General features: G+C 39.1%; 18 protein-coding genes and 1 tRNA gene. 5 read left to right on the plus strand and 14 right to left on the minus strand.

Annotated elements, in window-relative coordinates; genetic code table 11:
• Positions 1–111 precede the first annotated feature (111 nt).
• From mrdA to G6W42_RS09805, 13 genes are all read right to left on the minus strand, one after another.
• On the minus strand, positions 112–1,932 hold the full coding sequence (gene mrdA / locus G6W42_RS09745) for a penicillin-binding protein 2 (RefSeq protein WP_194173845.1): 1,821 nt from the start codon (positions 1,930–1,932) through the stop codon (positions 112–114).
• Positions 1,929–2,375, minus strand: coding sequence for a hypothetical protein (locus tag G6W42_RS09750; RefSeq protein ID WP_242042740.1), 447 nt, complete (start codon positions 2,373–2,375; stop codon positions 1,929–1,931). The genes mrdA and G6W42_RS09750 overlap by 4 nt, the downstream gene beginning before the upstream one ends.
• 46 nt (positions 2,376–2,421) lie before the next feature.
• Positions 2,422–3,033: a ribosome biogenesis GTP-binding protein YihA/YsxC gene (gene yihA / locus G6W42_RS09755; RefSeq protein WP_103573989.1), complete on the minus strand. Its 612-nt coding sequence runs from the start codon at positions 3,031–3,033 to the stop codon at positions 2,422–2,424.
• Positions 3,030–3,506 carry a lipopolysaccharide transport periplasmic protein LptA gene (gene lptA, locus G6W42_RS09760; RefSeq protein WP_004317502.1) on the minus strand — a complete coding sequence of 159 codons (477 nt, stop codon included), beginning with the start codon at positions 3,504–3,506 and terminating at the stop codon, positions 3,030–3,032. The genes yihA and lptA overlap by 4 nt, the downstream gene beginning before the upstream one ends.
• Positions 3,479–4,006 (minus strand): LPS export ABC transporter periplasmic protein LptC, encoded by a 528-nt coding sequence (gene lptC / locus G6W42_RS09765; protein WP_194173847.1) that lies wholly within the window; start codon positions 4,004–4,006, stop codon positions 3,479–3,481. Before lptC ends, lptA begins: the two co-directional genes overlap by 28 nt.
• Positions 3,997–4,485 carry a KdsC family phosphatase gene (locus G6W42_RS09770; RefSeq protein ID WP_004317467.1) on the minus strand — a complete coding sequence of 163 codons (489 nt, stop codon included), beginning with the start codon at positions 4,483–4,485 and terminating at the stop codon, positions 3,997–3,999. The genes lptC and G6W42_RS09770 overlap by 10 nt, the downstream gene beginning before the upstream one ends.
• Positions 4,482–5,057: an imidazoleglycerol-phosphate dehydratase HisB gene (gene hisB / locus G6W42_RS09775; RefSeq protein WP_194173856.1), complete on the minus strand. Its 576-nt coding sequence runs from the start codon at positions 5,055–5,057 to the stop codon at positions 4,482–4,484. The genes G6W42_RS09770 and hisB overlap by 4 nt, the downstream gene beginning before the upstream one ends.
• Positions 5,058–5,072: 15 nt before the next feature.
• Positions 5,073–5,933, minus strand: coding sequence for a septal ring lytic transglycosylase RlpA family protein (locus tag G6W42_RS09780; RefSeq protein ID WP_009294185.1), 861 nt, complete (start codon positions 5,931–5,933; stop codon positions 5,073–5,075).
• Positions 5,920–7,131: a lytic transglycosylase domain-containing protein gene (locus G6W42_RS09785; RefSeq protein ID WP_194173848.1), complete on the minus strand. Its 1,212-nt coding sequence runs from the start codon at positions 7,129–7,131 to the stop codon at positions 5,920–5,922. The genes G6W42_RS09780 and G6W42_RS09785 overlap by 14 nt, the downstream gene beginning before the upstream one ends.
• A 65-nt stretch (positions 7,132–7,196) precedes the next feature.
• Positions 7,197–7,982: a TatD family hydrolase gene (locus tag G6W42_RS09790; protein ID WP_194173849.1), complete on the minus strand. Its 786-nt coding sequence runs from the start codon at positions 7,980–7,982 to the stop codon at positions 7,197–7,199.
• Complete coding sequence (locus G6W42_RS09795) at positions 7,979–9,235, minus strand: GGDEF domain-containing response regulator (RefSeq protein ID WP_194173850.1); 1,257 nt, start codon at positions 9,233–9,235, stop codon at positions 7,979–7,981. Before G6W42_RS09795 ends, G6W42_RS09790 begins: the two co-directional genes overlap by 4 nt.
• Before the next feature lie 88 nt (positions 9,236–9,323).
• On the minus strand, positions 9,324–10,844 hold the full coding sequence (locus G6W42_RS09800; RefSeq protein ID WP_194173851.1) for an AAA family ATPase: 1,521 nt from the start codon (positions 10,842–10,844) through the stop codon (positions 9,324–9,326).
• The gene (locus tag G6W42_RS09805) at positions 10,837–11,712 is read right to left on the minus strand and encodes an NAD(+) kinase (protein WP_194173852.1); all 876 of its coding nucleotides are present in this window, start codon (positions 11,710–11,712) and stop codon (positions 10,837–10,839) included. Before G6W42_RS09805 ends, G6W42_RS09800 begins: the two co-directional genes overlap by 8 nt.
• Positions 11,713–11,804: 92 nt before the next feature.
• Here G6W42_RS09805 and aspS point away from each other — a divergent pair, with 92 nt between their 5' ends.
• The 5 genes from aspS to G6W42_RS09830 all read left to right on the plus strand — a co-directional run bounded on the left by aspS (position 11,805) and on the right by G6W42_RS09830 (position 15,622).
• Positions 11,805–13,562 (plus strand): aspartate--tRNA ligase, encoded by a 1,758-nt coding sequence (aspS, locus tag G6W42_RS09810; RefSeq protein WP_194173853.1) that lies wholly within the window; start codon positions 11,805–11,807, stop codon positions 13,560–13,562.
• A gap of 255 nt (positions 13,563–13,817) precedes the next feature.
• A complete protein-coding gene (locus G6W42_RS09815) occupies positions 13,818–14,387 on the plus strand; it encodes an adenylate kinase (protein WP_149704664.1) in 570 nt (189 codons plus the stop codon).
• A gap of 121 nt (positions 14,388–14,508) precedes the next feature.
• Positions 14,509–14,832 carry a NirD/YgiW/YdeI family stress tolerance protein gene (locus tag G6W42_RS09820; RefSeq protein WP_430640624.1) on the plus strand — a complete coding sequence of 108 codons (324 nt, stop codon included), beginning with the start codon at positions 14,509–14,511 and terminating at the stop codon, positions 14,830–14,832.
• 69 nt (positions 14,833–14,901) lie between these two features.
• A complete protein-coding gene (gene ppa, locus G6W42_RS09825; RefSeq protein WP_004317619.1) occupies positions 14,902–15,420 on the plus strand; it encodes an inorganic diphosphatase in 519 nt (172 codons plus the stop codon).
• Between the two features lie 125 nt (positions 15,421–15,545).
• Positions 15,546–15,622 (plus strand) — tRNA-Ile (locus tag G6W42_RS09830).
• Between the two features lie 109 nt (positions 15,623–15,731).
• Here the strand turns inward: G6W42_RS09830 and G6W42_RS09835 are convergent.
• Positions 15,732–19,373: a S6 family peptidase gene (locus tag G6W42_RS09835; protein WP_194173855.1), complete on the minus strand. Its 3,642-nt coding sequence runs from the start codon at positions 19,371–19,373 to the stop codon at positions 15,732–15,734.
• Positions 19,374–19,625: the final 252 nt, after the last annotated feature.

Below are 19,625 nucleotides of genomic sequence, written 5' to 3' on the forward strand. Positions count from 1 at the left end.
GTTTTAAATAATCTATTTGAAAATTTTTAAGTACGTATAAATTTTAGTAAGTTAAAAATATCTCTCTTTGTTTGATAAATTTATATTTTTAACCCTTCAAAAAAAGATTTATTATTTTTTATCTTTCTCAGTCTGGACTTTATCTAGTTTTATATATCCCATTTCAACTAGCTTGTTATAAATTTGAGAAATTTTTGGTCCAGCAGCGCTACCACCGTGGCCGCCGTGTTCGACAACCATCGTTATGACGTATTGTGGATCCTCATAAGGCGCATAGGTCGTCATCCACGCGTGAGATCTTTGCAGATACGCCATATCCTCCTCTTTCATACGTTTCTTTTCAGTTTGCGAGATGCCAACGACCTGGGCTGTTCCAGTCTTTGCTGCAACCTTTACAAGACTTCCCACAAAGTGCCTATTTGCCGTACCTCTTGGGTGATTTGCAACCTCATACATCGCATGCCTAATGGCAGGTAGCTGTGACTTCTCAAACGGCGTAAAAGCATCATCTGTTGGCGTAAAATCAACATCCTTGCCATCTATGCTCTTTAAAAAATGTGGAGTCACATTTAGCCCAGTTGCAAGGCCAGCTGTGTATTTAGCCACCTGCATAGGCGTGACTAGAAAATTTCCCTGTCCTATAGAGGTGATGAGCGTCTCGCCTTGAAACCACGCCTTACCATACTTCCTCATCTTCCACTCTCTACTTGGCAGTGTTCCCACAAATTCATTTGGCAAATCAACCTCCGTTTTCCTACCAAAGCCCATGCGCTCAAGTATCGGCACAATGGCGTCTATACCTATCTTTTGGCTACCCTTGTAAAAATAGTCATCACAGCTCTCTCTAATGGCCGTGTTCATATTGACCGTGCCGTGACCATGCGAGTTCCAGCAGCGAAATTTACGCCCTCCAAGCTCATACGAGCCACTACAAAAAAAGCTATCATATTTGCTCATGCCATTATCCAAAAAGGCAAGCGCCATACCCATTTTTACGACAGATCCTGGCGGATAAAGGCCGTTTATCAGCTTATTTGTAAATGGGTGATCGACGTTTTTTACAAGCTCCTCCCACTCAGCCTGGCTGATACCAAGCACAAATGGGTTTAGATCATACTCTGGAAAGCTTCCAGCAGCGATGATAGCGCCATCTTTTAGGCTCATAACTATGACGCTTCCTGCATCTTTGCCAAAGACGTCAGCGACAAACTGCTGCAGCTCAAGATCGACGGCAAGCTTTATGTTTTGGCTTTGTGGCGCTTGATAGCTCACCTGCTCGATCTCCTCATTTAGTGCATTTACCTTGATCTTTTTAAAACCTTGAATCCCTTGCAAGATCGGGTTATAAAAGCGCTCTACCCCGCTTCTACCGATGTAGTTTGTAAGCTTTGTTAAAGGGTCATTTTCCATATCTTTTTGGTTTGCTCTACCGACGTAGCCGATGATATGAGAAGCTAGGTCATTGTATGGATAGTGGCGCTTTGAAGCTGGTCTTATCTCTAAATTTTCACGCAGAGAAAGGGGCGCAAAAAATGGCAAAAATTTATCATAATCAACAAATTCAACCACGTTTATGAAGTCTTGGTTGTAGGCTGAGTCGTTTTTGATATATTCATTTTTAAGCTTTGTGACATTTAGATCGCCAAATAGCGAGCCGATGTAGGCTAGCTCATCATCTAAAATTTTCACCTTTTTATTAGCGCTAAGGTGCGGCCTTACATAGATAGAAAAGCCGAGGCGATTGACCGCCATAGGCTTGTCGTGCGCATCAAAGATGATGCCCCTAACTGGCGGGATGTAGATGGTTTTGATCGCATTTTGCTCGGCGATCTCGTTGTAGTAGGTGTTTGAATTTACACTTAGGTGGTAAATCCGCCCCAAAAGCATGATCCAAAAAAGCACGATCACGCCAAAAACTATACGCATCCTCATAGCACTTTGTCCCTAAAAAGCACGATAGCAAGCACACTTTCAAGCGCTGTAAAAAATAGATACTCTGCGCTAAAAGTCAAATTTGGCTCGTTTAAGACGTAGGCAAAAAGATTATTTACAAGAAAAGTGAGTACGTAGCCAGAGGCGACAAAGATGATGAGCAAGCAGTTTCGCCACTTCATCGTCGTATAGAGCCAGTCTAGCACGAAGTTGTAAAATAGCAAAAACGCAATGATCGTTGAAAAGAGATAAAAGCCGTGAATTTGCTCGGAAAAGACCAAGAAAATGAGCGAAAAATACCACGAAGGTTTAAACTCATCATAGTGCTTTTGCTTTCTTGAATACTCCAAAATCATATATGTAAAAAAAATGCCAATAAGTGGCGGCAAGAAGCCAAACTGCGTAGTTGCGATCTCGTAAGAGAGCAAAAAAATGGCCCACAAAAAGCCTTTAAAAATTTTAATGTCCAAGCTGCTTATGGTTTGCATTTTACCTACCAAGAGCGTGGTTTATGATAGCTTCCCGTGCCTTGTCGATGCCGCTTTTGCTGAGTGTTGAGACCAAAATGCCGCTTGGGTCAAATTTCATTATCGCACTCTTTTGGCTTTGATTTAGCTTGTCGCTTTTTGTGTATAAATTTAAGATTTTTTGATCAGCTCTTAAAAAGCTTTTTAGATAAGAATCCACGTTCACGTCGATGTCTAGGTCAAAGTGCCTAGCGTCGATTAGATGTATAAAAAGTCTGATGTCACTTCTAAATTTCAAAAACTCATCTAAATTTTTACGCCACTCATCGTGTTTTGACTTTGCCACTTTTGCGTAGCCAAAACCTGGTAGATCGACCAAGATGAGCTTAAATTTCTCTTTTTCGCCCTCTTCTTTTTCCTCACAAAACTCAGCCTCAAAGAAATTTATAAGCTGCGTTTTACCAGGAGTAGACGAGCTTTTGGCTAAATTTTTTTGATTTACAAGTGCGTTTATGAGGCTACTTTTACCCACATTTGACCTGCCCAAAAAGACCACCTCGCTTGTCACAAAGCTTGGAGCCTCTTTTATGCTTGGGCTTGAAGTGATAAATTTAGCGCCAAGAGCTCTTATCACTTGGTTTTATCCTCGATTTGAAAGATAAATTTAACCGGCTTTTTCTCGTCGCTATTTACGCTATATGTACCATCTTTTTGATTGACTACGATCTTGTCGCCATAGACATTTTTGTCAGTCTCAACTTCGTGCAAATAGCCGTTGCCAGTTACTGTGTATGTCTGCTTTGCAGGCTCGTATGTGAGCGTGTCGCCCTTGCCGTCATAGTGCTTATCTTTCATAAAAATTTTAGCTCTAGCGTTGCCTGTGGCTACATATTTTACTGGCTGGCGCTTTTTATCAAAATGCACAACGACTTTGTTTGCCTTTAGCTCATCGTATGAACCTTTTTTGATATTTACATTGCCTACAAATTCGCTGATTTGCTTATTTTCATCTGCGAAAAAATCATTTGAAGTGATCTCAACTTGCTCTGCATTTAAAAATGTAAAGCCCAAAATCATCGCTAAAATCGCTGCTTTTCTTCTACCCATGCCCTTAACCCTTTTATCTGCGTTTGTTTTTTACCAAGATCGTAGCTTCCACTATCGCCTAGTGCTTTGTCGCCATTTCTAGTGATGGTGAAATTTGCTTCTGATCTTACTATTTTTGTCTTTGTGTTATATATAACTTCATCGCTTTTAAATTTCAAACTATCGTTGTTTTCATAGTTTGCATTTTTTTGAAAGATTATCTCATCATTTTGCGAGATCGCCTTGTCTGAGCTTAGAAAGTGCTTCAAATTTCCTCTTAAAATTTTTGCCTTAAAGTCTAAGAATTCATCTCTATCATTATATCTATTTAGCTCGTCAGCCTCGTAAATTCCGCTTATCTTAGTTGAGTTTATCTCATAATCAACCACGTCATTTACCTGCATATTTGATATCTTGGTATCAACCTTTAGCACGTTTGCTAGATATGGGTCTTGAGCCGCTAAAAATATCATCACAGCACTAAAAATAGCCACGACGAAGTAGAAAATTTTTACAACCAACGCTTAGACCACTCGTCATATAAATTTTCTGATTTTATAATCATCTCAATCATCTCTCTAACAGCGCCATTGCCGCCTTTGTGCTTTAGCTTTGTCTTTACGTCAAGCTCTTTAATGGCATCTTTTGGCTTAAAGCTCCAAGCAACTGCGTCTAAAATTTTATAGTCGTTATAGTCATCGCCAATGGCCGCTGCGTTTTTAAAGCTAAGCCCTTCAAATTTTAGTATCTCGCTTGCTACTTCAAATTTATCGCCAACGCCTTGATAGACGTGATTTATCTTTAGATCCTCAGCCCTTCGCTCAACGATAGCTGACTTTCTGCCAGTGATGATAGCCACTTTCTTGCCAAGCTTTAGCCAGCTCTCTATCGCGTAGCCATCTTTTACATCAAAAAATTTAAGTTCTTCGCCATTTGCATTGTAGATGATCTTGCCATCAGTGAGGCACCCATCAACGTCTAAAAATATAATTTCTATCATAAAACGCCCTTAGTGCTTGGAGTGCCGATCCTTGCATTTTTAGCAAGCGCTCTGCGGAGTGCTACGGCAAATGATTTAAACGTTGCTTCAATGATGTGGTGAGTATTTTTACCGCGAATTTGATTTAGATGAAGAGTGATGGCTGAATTTATAGCAACTGCTCTAAAAAACTCTTCCACAAGCTCAGTGTCAAACTCGCCAACCTTGGCATTTTCATTAAAATTTTCATATACGAGGTAGGCTCTATTACTAAGATCTAGCGCGCAAAAAACAGCCGCCTCATCCATAACGACGCTCGCCTCGCCAAATCTCTCAACACCGCTTAATGGATACAAAGCCTCTTTTAAAAGCTGTCCCAAAACTATGCCTACATCCTCGACACTGTGGTGAAAATCCACATGCGTGTCGCCCTTACATGAAATTTCAAGATCAAGCAAAGAGTGCTTGGTAAAAGCTTCAAGCATATGATCAAAAAAGCCTATTCCTGTGCTTATATTTGCAACTCCAGAGCCGTAAATTTTAAGTTTCATCGAGATTTGCGTCTCTTTTGTGTTTCTAGTTAGTTCTAAAATATCCTCTCTCACGCCCTAACCTCTTACTATAAATGCGCCTTGGAATTTACCGCTTCTTGCGTAATCCCTAGCCTCGTCCTCGCTTCTAAAGCCATTTAAAAATACTCTATAAATAGTTGAGCCATCTATCGTAAATGTCTTAACGACTGATCTATAGCCATCTATGCTTTTGTGTTCTCTTTGGTATCTATTTGCGCCTTCAAGGTTTTTAAATGAGCCAATTTGTACCATAAAATCTCCGCCCACAACGCGTTGCTCTGATGAGATCACGATGCCGCCAACCGGAGCTGTTGGAGAGACTGGATTTGGCACTTTTATGCCAGTGCTTGTTGGTTTTGTTGGTTGCGCGCTAGCGGTTGTAACAGCGTTAATATCTTCATTAAAGCCGATAACCTCCATACTAACTGGAGCTGTGCCAGTGCCGATGACATCAAGCTTCATCGCAGCTGCTTTTGAAAGGTCAAGCACCCTGTCAGCTACAAAAGGTCCTCTATCATTTACACGCACGATAACACTTTTTTGATTTCTTAAATTTGTTACTTTAAGTATTGTATTCATCGGCAAAGTCTTATGCGCCGCAGTCATATTGTACATATTATAAACTTCGCCATTTGAGGTCGTTTTGCCGTGAAAATTTGGACCATACCAGCTTGCCGTTCCGCTAGCTTTGTCGCCGACACTTACGACAGTTGGATAGTAGGTTTTGCCGTTTATCGTGTATGGTCTCATTGTTGCTTTTTGAACTGAGGCAGAGTTGTTGCCTCTTACATTAGTTGGGCCACTTGGAGTAAATGGAGCCCCGCTCCAAGAACAGCCAGTGATTAGAAGTGTAAAACTTAGTCCTAAGTAGAAATTTAGGCTCTTACGGTATGACAATATTTGCTCCGACATTTAAATTTGAACTAGCCAAAGAATTTGCATCTTTTATATCTTTTTCGCTTACATTAAATTTCTTTGATAAAGATGCGATCGTATCGCCTGTTTGAACTACATAGTTGTGAGATTTGTTTTGAGTAGAAAAAGGGATGATTAGTTTTTGATTATAGCTTACTGCATTTGTGCTAAGCTCGTTGTAGTCCTTGATCGCTCTGTGGCTAACACCTGTTTTTTTAGAGATAGAGAGCAAAGTCTCGCCTTTTTTTACTGTGTATGCATAGAAGTTATTTTTGCCATTAAATGGTCTGAAATTATCTGAGAAAAGCTGTTTTTTATTTTCAGGGATATAAACGTAATAATCTTTTAAAGTTGGAGGAGTAAATACAAATTTTAAATGTGGATTGTTACTTTTCATCTTTTTTGTGCTAAGGCCGATGCTGTCGCCTATCTGAGCTAAATTTGTACCGCCTGGCACTTTTACTTTTGTAAGTCTTAATCCGCCATTTATATTTAGCAAAGACGACTCCTTAGATATCAAAAAGTCCGCATCTTTTGCAATATATGCCGCTCTTAAAATTTTAATGATAAAATTTCTAGTCTCAGCTGGGAGGTATTTTTTCTCAGCATCAAGAAGTGTTACAAGATCGTCTGTGCCAGCTTTTTGTATAGCTTTTTTTAACGCACCATCGCCGCAGTTATATGCCATTGCTGCCAAGTACCACTTGCCAAATTGATTTTTCAGTGATCTTAGATAGTTTGTAGCTGCAACAGTTGATTCAACTGGATCTTTTCTCTCATCTACATATTGACCCACTTTTAAACCATGAAGCCTAGCCGTTTGCTCCATAAACTGCCACATACCAGTAGCTTTAGCGTTTGAGACAGTGTGATTTGAAAAGCCTGACTCTATCATCGCTAGGTAGAAAAACGACTCAGGTACGCCTGATTTTTTGATCTGCTCTTTAATCATTGGTATATACATATAGCCATTTTTCAAGGCATCTGTAAATGTTCTTACCTGTGAGTTTTGTATGCCTTGTCTCATCTTTGCATAGTGAGAAGTTTTCATAAAGCTAGCATCGATGTCTAGCTCTTTTAAAATTTTAACCTGAGTGTCGTAAGAGCTCTTCTCAGGGGCGTTTGCTAGTAGCAAAGTGCTACATGCAAATAATAAAAATATCTTAAGCATTGCTTTCATTTCTATCCTTTTTCGTGTCAAAGCTTAATGATGCTAGCATCTTAAGCAAGTGCAATGCCCAAATTTTAGGCAAAGCACTTAAATAACCTTTTGGCATTATCTGAAGTCGCTTTACAAACTACTTCAAATTCAAGGTTTAAAATTTCAGCTATCTTATTAGCAACAAATGTCGTAAACGCCGGCTCATTTCTCTTGCCACGATTTGGTTCTGGCGTGAGATAAGGGGCGTCAGTCTCTATCAATACCCTATCAAAAGGAATTTTTGGCAGAATTTCAACTAAATTCTTAGCATTTTTAAAAGTCAAAACGCCACCTATGCCAAAGTAAAAATTCCCAAATTTGCAAAGCTCCAAAAGAAGTGGCGAAGCATTATAACAATGCAAAACCGCTCCAGCTTTAAGCCTTGGCGCATACTCTTTTAAGATGTTAAAAGAGTCCTCATTAGCCTCTCTGATGTGGAGGATAACGGGTTTGTTTAACTCAACAGCCAAATCTAGTTGAGCTAAAAAAACACGTTTTTGTTCAGCTTTTTCTCTTAGCTTTTCATCTTCATCTTTTGGTAAGCGGAAATAATCAAGCCCACACTCGCCAATAGCCACACACTTTTTGTCTTTGGCAAATTCTTTTAAAGTCTCTATATTAAAATTCTCTTTATCATAGGGATGAACCCCAACGGCAAAGAAAATATCATTTTTTTCGTGCGCTATTTTAGCCGCTTTTGGTAAATCATTAATATCAGCACCAGGGATGATAAAGCCTTTTAGCCCTAAATTTCTAGCTTCAGACAAAATTTGCTCTAGGTCAAAATCATAAACTTTACTATCCAAATGGCAATGCGTATCTATAATCATAAAGCTATTTCTACCCTGTTTCTACCATTTTCTTTTGCGACATAAAGCGCTGAGTCACAAGCTTCAAGCATATCATCTATCTCGCAGTGGCCTTTTCCAAAAGATATGCCGATAGAGACGGTCACTTTTACGATCTTATCTTTTATCATTACCTCATTTTCAGCCACTTTTGCTCTTAAATTTACAAAGAATTTAATCGCTTCTTCTCTTGCTATCTTTTTAAGAACGACACAAAACTCCTCGCCGCCAAACCTAGCGACCACATCGCTTCCTTTTGTGTTGTCAGTTAGTATTTTTGCGAGTGATTTTAGTATCTTATCGCCACCATCATGCCCGTATGTATCGTTTATCTTTTTAAAATGATCAATATCGAGCATAGCAAACGCATAAGGTTCATCAAGCTCTTCAGCTGTTTGAACATACTCTTCTATATCTTGGTAGAAATATCTTCTATTGTAAGCGCCAGTTAAAAAGTCACGGTTAGCGAAATTTGCTATCTTATTTATATTCTCCATCGCCTCGATGGTGTTATTTATACGACAAATAAGCTCTTCTTTAGAAAATGGCTTTGCTATAAAGTCACTAGCTCCATTTTTCAAAAATATCGCAGCATCTGTTTTTTCGCTAGGAGATGTCATCACGATCACGCCAAGGTGGTTTTTATCTTTCTCTTTTCTCACCTCTTTTAAGACTTCTAAACCATCTTTAACAGGCATTCTATAGTCAGTTATGATTAAATTTATATCAGTATTATCAGCAAAATAGCTCATCGCCTCTTCGCCGTGAGCAGCGGCTAATACCTTAAACTGAAGGCTAGTTAAGATTTTTTTTATCATATTTCTAAAAGGCAGCGAGTCCTCAACGACAAGGACTTTGTATTGTCTATTTTTACTTAGTCTATTTATCATTTGAAAGATGTAGTTGATATCATCCATGTTGCCTTTATAGACGTAATCAACTATGTCTTTGTTTATAAAAAATTCTTTAGTCTTATCATCAATGCTACCAGTTAAAACGATAGCACAAAGCCCCTGGGCAAGGACGTAATCAACGATCTCACCATTTGGTGCGTCGGGCAAATTTAGATCCAAGATAGTCATAAAATAATCTTTGCCGTGCTCACTAATAAGCATCTTGGCTTCGGCAAAATCATACGCAACGTCGATCGCCATATCCTCAATGCTCTTTTCCATCTGCATGACGATTAGCTTAGCAAGTGCCTTATTATCATCAACTACTAGAATTCTTTCCATATTATTCCTGTGATTTTTTATTAAACTAGCTCGGATTTTAACAAATAAACCTAATCACAAAGCTTAAATTTAAAACTTAAATTTCAAGCTATTTTAAAAGTCCTTTTGCAAAATTTATCGCCTCTTCGCTGATATGCTCGCCGCTTATCATACGCGCAAGCTCATTTACTCGCTCATCTTTGTCAAGCTCTCTTACGACTGAGCTCTCGCCGTCGCGCTCTACTAAAAAGTGCGAATTTGCCTTTGAGCTAAGCTGCGGCTGGTGAGAAATGGCAAAAATTTGATAAAAATTTGCAAGCTTAAGCAAGACATTTGCAATACTCATCGCCTCTTTTCCACTTAAATTTGCGTCTATTTCGTCTAAAATGATGACGTCTCCACCAGTTTTTGTGATCTCACTAGAGGCAGCTATGAAGGCCAGCCTTAAGCGGTTTAGCTCGCCTGAGCTTAAATTTTTAAGCGAGGTCTCGTTTAAATTTAAACAAACCTCATCAATCCCCAAGATATCAAGCTTTTTAGCCTCAATACTCAGGGTGATATCTGGCATATAAAGCTCTTTTAAGTATAAATTTATCATCGCCTCAAGCTCTTTTAAATTTACGCTCCTTGCCTTGCTTAAAGTGCTGGCTAGCTCATTTGCCTTTTTGCTTAAAATTTCAAATTTCTTCTCAAGCTCGCTCTTTTCAAAACTTAAATTTTCATATCTGGCAAGCTCTTTTTCTTTTTTAGCAAGCGCTTCTAACGCCTCCTCCTCGCTGCCATAGCGCCTGATGATGGCATTAAGAGCTTCTATCCTATCAAGCACGCTCTCCACGTCGATATCGTCAAGCTCCTCCATATTTAGGCTATCTCTTGCGACCCTTAGCTCGTTCATCGCATCTTCAAAAAAGCCGTTGTCAAGGTCGCTGATACTTAGCGCCTCATTTACGCTGTGCTCTAGCTCAAATATCCGCTCAGCTCTAGCCCACGCCTCATTTATCTTATCTTTTTTACTAAGCCTCTTTTTGGTCTCCATAAGCTCTTCAAACTCGCCTTTTTTAGGCCCGACGCTTCTTATCTTTTCGATCTCAAAGCTAGCAAGCTCCTTTAGCTCCTCGACCTTTTTCTCTTCCTCTTTTATAGTGGCTAGCTCTTTTGAAATTTTAGAAAATTCTAAAAATACCTCTTCAAATTCCTGCTTTATCTCTTTAAATTTCTCATTTTTTGAAATTTCAAGCCTGTCAAGCAAATTTAGAAATTTCTCATTTTCAAATTCATTTGCCTCTTTTGCCGAGAGATATTTGATGTGCTCGCGCGCCACTTGGGCTAAATTTCTCTTTGAGATGGCTTGTTGGTTTATAAAATACCTCGTGCTCTTATCTTTTAAAAGCTTAAAAATATTGACCTCTTCGTTTTCTATGCCAAACTCATCAAGCTCAAATTTATGCTCAACGTCAGCTTCTATTAGCCTTGCCTCGCTATCTTTTAGCCCAAAAACAGCCATTATAGCGCTCATCAGCACCGACTTGCCAGCGCCACTAACGCCCGTAAATACGCTAAGACCCTCTTTGAAATTTAGCTCGACATTTTTAAAATTTAAATAATCCTTAATCAAAATTCGATCAATCATTATAACCCCAGTGAAGTTTCTCTTTTAAAATTTGAAAATAATCCCTGCCAATGTGGCGTATCAGCCTAGCTTTTTTCTCGCTCAGACTCATGCTGACGGCTGAAATTTTACTCATATCAAAGCGGTCTTGGCCGTCTATTACTAAAATGGCGTCGCTTTTTGTTCTAAATTTAACCGTGTGATTTTTGGTAAGCACGACTGGACGCTGCGTGAGCGAGTGCGAGCAGATCGGAGTTAGCGCAAAGACCTCGCTTAGCGGATATATAATCGGGCCATTTGCACTCATGTTATATGCCGTAGTGCCAGCAGGAGTTGCCACTATGACGCCGTCACCAAAATATGAGTTAAAATACTTTTCATTTAAAAGTGCCTCGATATGCGTCATCGAGCCGCCATTTTTACTAACGATGACTGCATCGTTGAATGCTATCTTTTGCTCGGTTTTGCCATCATTTTTATGAAGTGTGACATCAAGCATAAAAGGCGTTTCTACCTCAAATTTATCATCAAAAAAGTCTTTAAAAAACTTCTCACTCTCATTTATCGTGATATCTGTCAAAAAGCCTAGCCTGCCAGCGTGTATGCCAAGTATTAGCGGCGAGATGTGAGCTAGCTTTCTGCAAGTTGAAATGATCGTGCCGTCACCGCCAAGCGTGATAAGAAATTCGCACTCTTTGGCTAGCTTTATTAGCTCAAAACCGCTTTTTTCTACCTGTTTTGCACAGTTTTTTTCAAGCAAAATTTCTGCGTTATACTTTTTTAAAATTTTTTCCAGCTTTGCTAAATCCTGCTTAAATAATGGGTAATCTTTCGCGACAAGTCCCACTTTTTTGGCGCTTGTGGTATTAAATTTTTGTTCATTTTTCATAGAAATGATTGTAACATATTTTATTTTAACAAAGCTTTTCAAAAGAAAAAAGCGATTATAATTGCCTAAAAAACATTGCAAAGGAGCATTTTATGCGAAGTCATTATTGCACCGATCTTAGCAAAGCTGATATCGGCAAAGAAGTAATACTTTGTGGCTGGGCAAACACATATAGAGACCACGGTGGAGTTGTTTTCATCGATTTAAGAGACGTTAGCGGGCTTATACAATTAGTTTGTGACCCTGCTGACAGCAAAGAAGCACACGACGTGGCTGCAAAAGTAAGAGATGAATATGTCTTAAAAGCAAAAGGTAAAGTAAGAGCTAGAGGCGAAGGATTAACCAATCCAAAGCTAAAAACTGGCGAGATAGAGGTGATAGTAAGCGAGCTCATCATCGAAAATCCAAGCGAGCCACTACCATTTATGATAGGCGATGAGAGCGTAAATGAGGATATCAGACTAAAATACCGCTTTTTAGACCTTAGAAGTGAGCGCTTGCAAAATATCTTTAAAATGCGCTCTCGCGCGGCGATCGCAGCTAGAAACAGCCTAGATAAAATGGGCTTTATCGAGTTTGAAACTCCAGTTTTAACACGCGCAACTCCAGAAGGCGCTAGAGACTACCTAGTGCCAAGCCGTGTATATCCGGGTCAGTTTTACGCGCTCCCACAAAGCCCACAGCTATTTAAACAACTTTTGATGTGTTCTGGCTTTGATAAGTATTTTCAGATCGCAAAATGCTTCCGCGACGAGGACTTAAGAGCTGATCGCCAACCAGAATTTACTCAAATAGATATCGAAATGAGCTTTGTTGAGCAAGAAGATATCATAAACATGGCTGAGACGATGCTAAAAGATATCTTTAAAGCCTGCGGACACGATATCAAAACGCCATTTAGACGCATGAGCTACAAAGAGGCGACCGAGACTTACGGCTCAGACAAGCCTGATCTTAGATATGATCTAAAAATGATCGATGTGATCGATATTTTTGAGCGCTCAAGCAATGAAATTTTTAGCTCTATCGCAAAAGATAAGAAGAAAAACCGCATAAAAGCGCTAAAAGTGCCAAATGGCGACAATATCTTTAGTAAGCGCGAAATGAATAGGTTTGAGGAATTCGTCCGTAAATTTGGCGCGCAAGGTCTTGGCTACTTCCAGATGAAAGAAGATGGCTTAAAAGGCCCACTTTGCAAATTTTTCGAGCAAAGCGATCTTGATGAGATCGTCGCAAGATGTGAGTTAAAGGTTGGTGACGTCGTATTTTTCGGCGCTGGCAAGAAAAAGATCGTGCTTGATTATATGGGAAGATTTAGAATTTTCCTAGCAGAGCAAATGGGCATCATCGATCAAGATAGACTTGAGTTCTTATGGGTGCTTGACTTCCCAATGTTTGAACAAAATGACGATGGCAGCTACTCTGCGATGCACCATCCATTTACAATGCCAAAAAATATAGATGAGCCTGATCTTGAAGATATCCTCTCTATCGCTCATGACGTCGTACTAAACGGCTTTGAGCTTGGTGGCGGAAGTATAAGAATTCACAAAAATGATATCCAACAAAAAGTCTTTAAGCTTCTTGGCATAGACGAAGAGGAGCAGCGTGAGAAATTTGGCTTCTTGCTTGATGCTTTGACATTTGGTGCACCTCCACATGGCGGTATCGCGATCGGCTTTGACAGACTAAATATGCTTGTAAATAAAGCAAGCTCGATCCGCGACGTCATAGCCTTCCCTAAAACGCAGCGCGCTCAGTGCCCACTAACAAAGGCTCCAAGCTACGCTAGCAACGAACAGCTTAGGGAGCTAGGGCTAAGGATAAGAGAAAAAGAGCAAAAGGCTTAAAATTTGCCTTTAAAAAGAGATGGAATTTTGTCTTTAAATATTTTTCTTAGACAAAATTCTATCCTAAATTTAAATTTATAAAAAGATGCCTCCAACTTGGCGGCTAATTAAATCAAAACTTGCCTAAGTATTTTGAGATGATTTTTGTGGTTGCGACGTAAAAATTTAGCGCAGATAGAACACTTAGTTCATCAAGCTAAATTTTACTAGCTCCGCAAAAAGCGCTCAAAAGACAAAGGCAATAAAAGGGAAAAAATGAAGAATTTATTTTTAATCATAGGCGCTCCAGGCAGCGGCAAAACAACAGACGCATCGATCATCGCACAGCATGATGAGAAATTTGCACACTTTTCAACTGGCGATCTTTTAAGAGCTGAAGTAGCTAGCGGTAGCGAGCTTGGCAAACTGATAGATGGCTTTATCTCAAAAGGAAATTTAGTCCCACTTGACGTTGTCGTAAATGCGATCGTCTCTGCCATCAAAAGCTCAAATAAATCAAACATCATAATCGATGGCTACCCAAGAAGCGTTGAGCAAATGACTGAGCTTGACAAAGTCTTAAGCGAGCAAGATGAAATTTCTCTAAAAGGTGTCATCGAAGTAGATGTTAGCGAAGATGTAGCAAGAGCTAGAGTGCTTGGCCGTGCAAGAGGCGCTGATGACAACAACGAAGTCTTTAACAATCGCATGAAAGTATATCTTGATCCGATCAAGCCTATCCGCAAATTTTACAGCGAAAAAGAGCTACTTCACGTGATAAATGGCGAACGCGGCATCGACGAGATCGTAGCTGATATCAAAAATTTACTAGCTAAACTTATATAAATTTACAGACCTTGCATCAAAAGGTGCAAGGTTTTAAAACTTACCGTTTATTAACACCAAAAATGTAATATCCTTTGAAATTTCAAAAACAACCCATAAGGATAAAAATGAAAAAATCATCATCGCTTCACTAGCTGCTAGCATCGCAATGGCTGGAGGCTTTGCATCAAAACACTCAAGCGAAAATGCTATAAGCGTAAAAGAGGCATTAAAGCTAAATGACGACGCCAAAGTCGTACTTGAGGGCAAGATAAAGTCACACATCAAATCAGACAAATATGAATTTGTTGATAAAAATGGCGATGTCATCGTTGTTGAGATAGACGACAAAAAATGGGGTAATGTAACAGCTAACGAAGATACACCTTTAAGGATAAAAGGCGAAGTGGATAAAGACCTTACAAAAACGAAGATCGATGTAGATAGCGTAGAGGCTATAAAGTAGTTAAATTTACGCATATTTAATGCAAAAAATACTAAAATCACGAAAATTTCTAACACAAAGGACGAATATATGGACGTTTCAAAGATCAAATTTGGCTCAAACCCAGACAAAATCAATGCCGTAATCGAAATACCTTATGGCTCAAATATCAAATACGAGATCGACAAAGATAGCGGCGCAGTCGTAGTTGATCGTGTGCTCTACTCAGCGATGTTCTACCCAGCAAACTACGGCTTTGTGCCAAACACACTTGCAGCTGACGGCGATCCAGCTGATATCTTGGTGTTAAACGAGTATCCGCTCCAAGCTGGTAGCGTCATCCCTTGCCGTTTGATAGGCGTTTTGGTGATGGAAGATGAGGCGGGTATGGATGAGAAGCTTTTAGCTGTGCCAGTTACAAAGATCGATCCAAGATATGAGGCGATAAAAAGCTACGAAGACTTGCCAGCGGCGACACTAAATAAGATCAAAAATTTCTTTGAAACTTATAAAATTCTCGAGCCAAACAAATGGGTTAAAGTGAAAGAATTTAAAGATGCAAACGCTGCAAAAGAGATTTTAGACGCTGCTATTAAAAATTATAAATAATTTATAAGCCCTATTTTAGGGCTTTTCTCTTTTAAATTTGCTCGTTTTTATACACCATATTAAAAAGGCTATTTTTTATATTTAGATAAGCTTTTTCTTGTATAATACGATTTTCTTTCAACTGTGGGTTCATAGCTCAGTTGGTTAGAGCATCCGGCTCATAACCGGATGGTCCCAGGTTCGAGTCCTGGTGAACCCACCACCTACTTTCAAACTTTAAATTTCACCATTTTTATTAGATTTCAAACTTAGTTAAATTTAACTGTCTCTACCAACATCAAAGTGAAATTTAAATCCACTTTGACATAAATTTAAAATTTATACTCGATCTTTAAACCACCACTTATACCGTAATTTTTATCATTATCAAGCATACCACTTAGCTGAGAAGAGAGAACTAAATTTTCGCTAAGCTTGGTGTCTGAGTTTAAAGTGAGCTTGTAGCTTAGCTTATTATTATCGAGTTTGTAATCAACATACTCATTTGAATTATTAAGCGAAACATAAGACTTATCTTCTGAGTTATATACACTTTGTTTTACTAAAAATTGCACGCTAAATGCGTTTTTATCGCTGTTTAAAGCGTATTCTACTCCCGCTGCTACAGCCACATTAAAGTCATTGATGCTCTTTTGATCATATCGGTCATTTTTAAATCCATCAATGCCATTAGTGCCAAGCTCTAGTGCGAGTAGAGGCTTTATGCTTTGCTCATACTCGCCACTGTTAGAGAGTGAAATTTTATATTTATAGTAGTTGCTTGAGAGGACGCCTCTGCCTTTTACACTAGCTTTTTGCGCCTCATTTAGGCTGCGTTTTGAGTTTATAAAGGCAAAATTTAGATTGCTTTGTATCTCATGAGGTCCTCTTTCAAAAAGCCCATACGCACCAAAACTATAAATTTTAGCATCATCTTTTAATATGTCTGAGCTAAATTTAGCCTTGCTTACTCCAGCGCTTACACCTAAGATAAACTCGTCATAACCTCTATCATAGCCGATATTTGTACCATAAAATTTAAGGTCGCCATCGCTTATTTTATCTTTAAAATAAGCACCATTTACATTTGCCCAGAAGTTGTTTCTCTCCCTGCTAGCTTCTGCTGCTTCGTAAGCCATCTTCGCACTTGGCATGATGTCACTTTCAAGTCCAGCTAGCTTAAACTCCGAGATATCAGCCTTTGCTCTTAGCTGCGTGACCTGAAATAGCCTAGAGTTCATCAGCTCGTTGCTGTTTTGCAAGGCTTTTATACTCACTTTAAGAGCTGAAGTAGAAATTTCTTTCATATCTTTATCTGCTTTTTGTGCTAGTTTTCTTAGCGCCTCATCGTCACCGCTTGAGATTGCTTGCACAAATTCAGGCGTGCCTTTTAGCATGCTTAGGATTTTATTTTCTCTTTGGCTAAATTTAGAAACCCTCTCTTGTACTATATTTGGCGAAACGGCTGGATTTTCTCCCTTTTTGTCACTTAGCTTCATCACTATATTGCCACCATTTATGGCATAGGTCATAAACAAATCCCCAAGTTTTTGCTCGTTGTTAAAGATAGCGCCCTCATTTATGATGCTTTGTGCGCTTACTAAAGTATATGTTTTATCAAGCGCCATACCGCCCTTAAGTGCTGCTGTAAAATCAACATCAAATTTCATCCCAGCGCCAAGGGTTAGGACCTTTTTAAAGTCAAATACCGGCTCATTTTCACTGCCAAAGCTCTTTATCTTTAGGCTCTTTTTTACGACACTATCAGGCTCAAAGCCAAGCTTTTGCGCGCCACTAACCTCTAAATTTTCTACCTCAAATTTACCATCCCCTAAGAGCACATCTTTAGCTAAAGGCGTATCTTTGCCGTTTATAACTAGCTCTTTTAGCTTAGTTGTACCGCCTCCTACTCTTAGCAGACTATCGCTATCCATGACGATTTTATTGTCAAATTTAACGTCTTTAACAAGTAAATTTTTACTCTCGATATCCTGGCGATACTTTAAACCATCATCATAGGTATTTGAGCCATCAAATTTATCGATATAGTGAGTTAGCTCGCCGCTTAAATTTATGACCGAGTTTTTAGCTGTGATGTCGCCATTTAGCTTAGCATCTTTGCCTATGGTAAGCTCTGATGATTTAAGCTTTATGCCATCTTTTGCACTAAATTTTCTCTCGTCCCAGTCAGGCTGAGAGAGTGTGGATGGGCGAGTTAGATCCATATAGGCTGGCTCGCTTAGACCAGCTGCAGCTATCTTGTCCTTTGCTACGCTAGTTAAAACACTAGCATCGCCAACGGCATGCGTCTTTGGATGTCCTTGGAGCGTAACCTTGGCATTTTCTAGGCCCAAAACACCATCAATGTCAAATCCTCCGTCAAAAACAAGCTCCTTACCCTGCCCGCTATGTCTTAGCTCTATATTTTTATCGATGCTTGCGTGAAATATCGTATCTTTGCCACTCTCGCCGTTTATAGTGAGCGTCGCCCTTTGTGAGTTTTCATTTGTTATCTTCGCATCGCTTGAGTTGGCTGATATGTTGTTAAAAGTCTGATCAAAGCCATTTATATCAAGCGCTCCGCCGCCATTGCCAAAGAAAATTTTGTCATTTAAATTTTCATTCACGCCAAGCCTTAAGAGCCCTCTGCCACTTGTTAGATAAATTTTATCAAAGGCGTTTAAAGCTCTTAGCTCAACCACGCCCTCGCCTAGCCTTAGTGGCTTGTTGCCACTTGAGCTTACTATCAAGCTGCCTTTGCCTAGCTTATGCACGCTTGTGTCTGAAGTGACGTTTAAATTTAAACTAGCGCCCCAAGCTATGTCAAAACCTGCAAATTTCGCTATCTTGCTACCATTTGTGCTATTTAGAGTAAAGTCGCCACTATTTACGACGATGCCGCCATGTCCTAAGTCTAGGTTAGTGCTTAGCGTGATATTTGAGCCATTTGCGCTGCTAAATATATTATCTTTATTTTGCACTAGCGCGCTGCCTAGGACATTTACGCCACTTACTAAATTTTCATACTCTTTTTTATAGTCGTTAAAGTCTCTTGCAGTAACGATAGAAGCGTAGTTTTTATTGTCCTCAACTCCGGTTAAAACACCTACTAAGACCCATTTTTGAGCTACCGTGTCATAGACAAAAAACCCAGAGCCACTATCTCCTGGCAACAGCCTATTTCTAAAGCCCCTGTTTGAAGTCATAAATAGATAAACCCCAGGCTTACTTACACTTGAATAATGGCTCTTATAAACTGCCGAATACGCTACTCCTATCTCATTTACACTTGCGCCAAGTGCGTTATTTACTATATTTTGGTTCTCAAACTCAGTAGCACTCATCACCTCAGCAAAACCATCTGTATCACTTTTAGGCTTTTCAAGGGCAAGTGAGCCTGTGCCAGCCTCGTATGCAAGGATGTTCTCGCCGCTAGCTCCACCGCTATTTTTTATATCTCTAAAACGATCTTCTATCTTTTTTGCATTAGCCTCATCTTTTGCTTGATCTTGGCTAGAGATCTCCAAATTTGGCACATCCAAAGGATCGATCTGCCCTTCAACTATATATTTTGAAGTTCGCAAATACGTTGTGTCTGCGCCATAAAGCTTTTGCGTAGAATTTGTCGCGTACTCATAGAGCGTGTTGCCAAACCAGCCTCTATTTTCATTAAAATTTGTAGCAGCTGAGGCAAGAAGTGTGTGATTTGCTGTCACCACAAAATTTCGCCCAAGGGAGGTGAAGTTACCTTTATTATTTCTTGCGTTGTTGTTTGGGATCTTATCAAACCTAAATTTAGCGCCGTTTCTTTGCGTAAATTCCAGTGGTGTATCTATGGCTTTAAAGATGCCTTTATTTTGCGCAAGATCAAGGTAGTCTCTATAAAAATTCGTCCCTATATCCATGACCTGAGCGTCTAAACAGCTACATAAAATACTTGATAAAGCAAGAGAAATGCTAAGATTATTTTTCAAGATAAACCTCCATTTTTAAGATAAATTCCATTTAAATCGCAAAAGGCATTATATACCTTTTTAAACCTTTTGATGATTAAAATCTAAATTATTTTTTAAACAATAAATTTACTTTATTGTAATAAGCTTATAATTTTACATTCAATAATTATTTTAAATTAAGCTAATTTAATAAAGAGTTATGCTACTACTTGTATTTATATTTTTTTATAAATTATTTTCATCATTAGTTTATTCTCTAAATCTAAAACT

The sequence above is a fragment of the Campylobacter concisus genome (genome assembly GCF_015230015.1).
Taxonomy (GTDB): domain Bacteria; phylum Campylobacterota; class Campylobacteria; order Campylobacterales; family Campylobacteraceae; genus Campylobacter_A; species Campylobacter_A concisus_AF.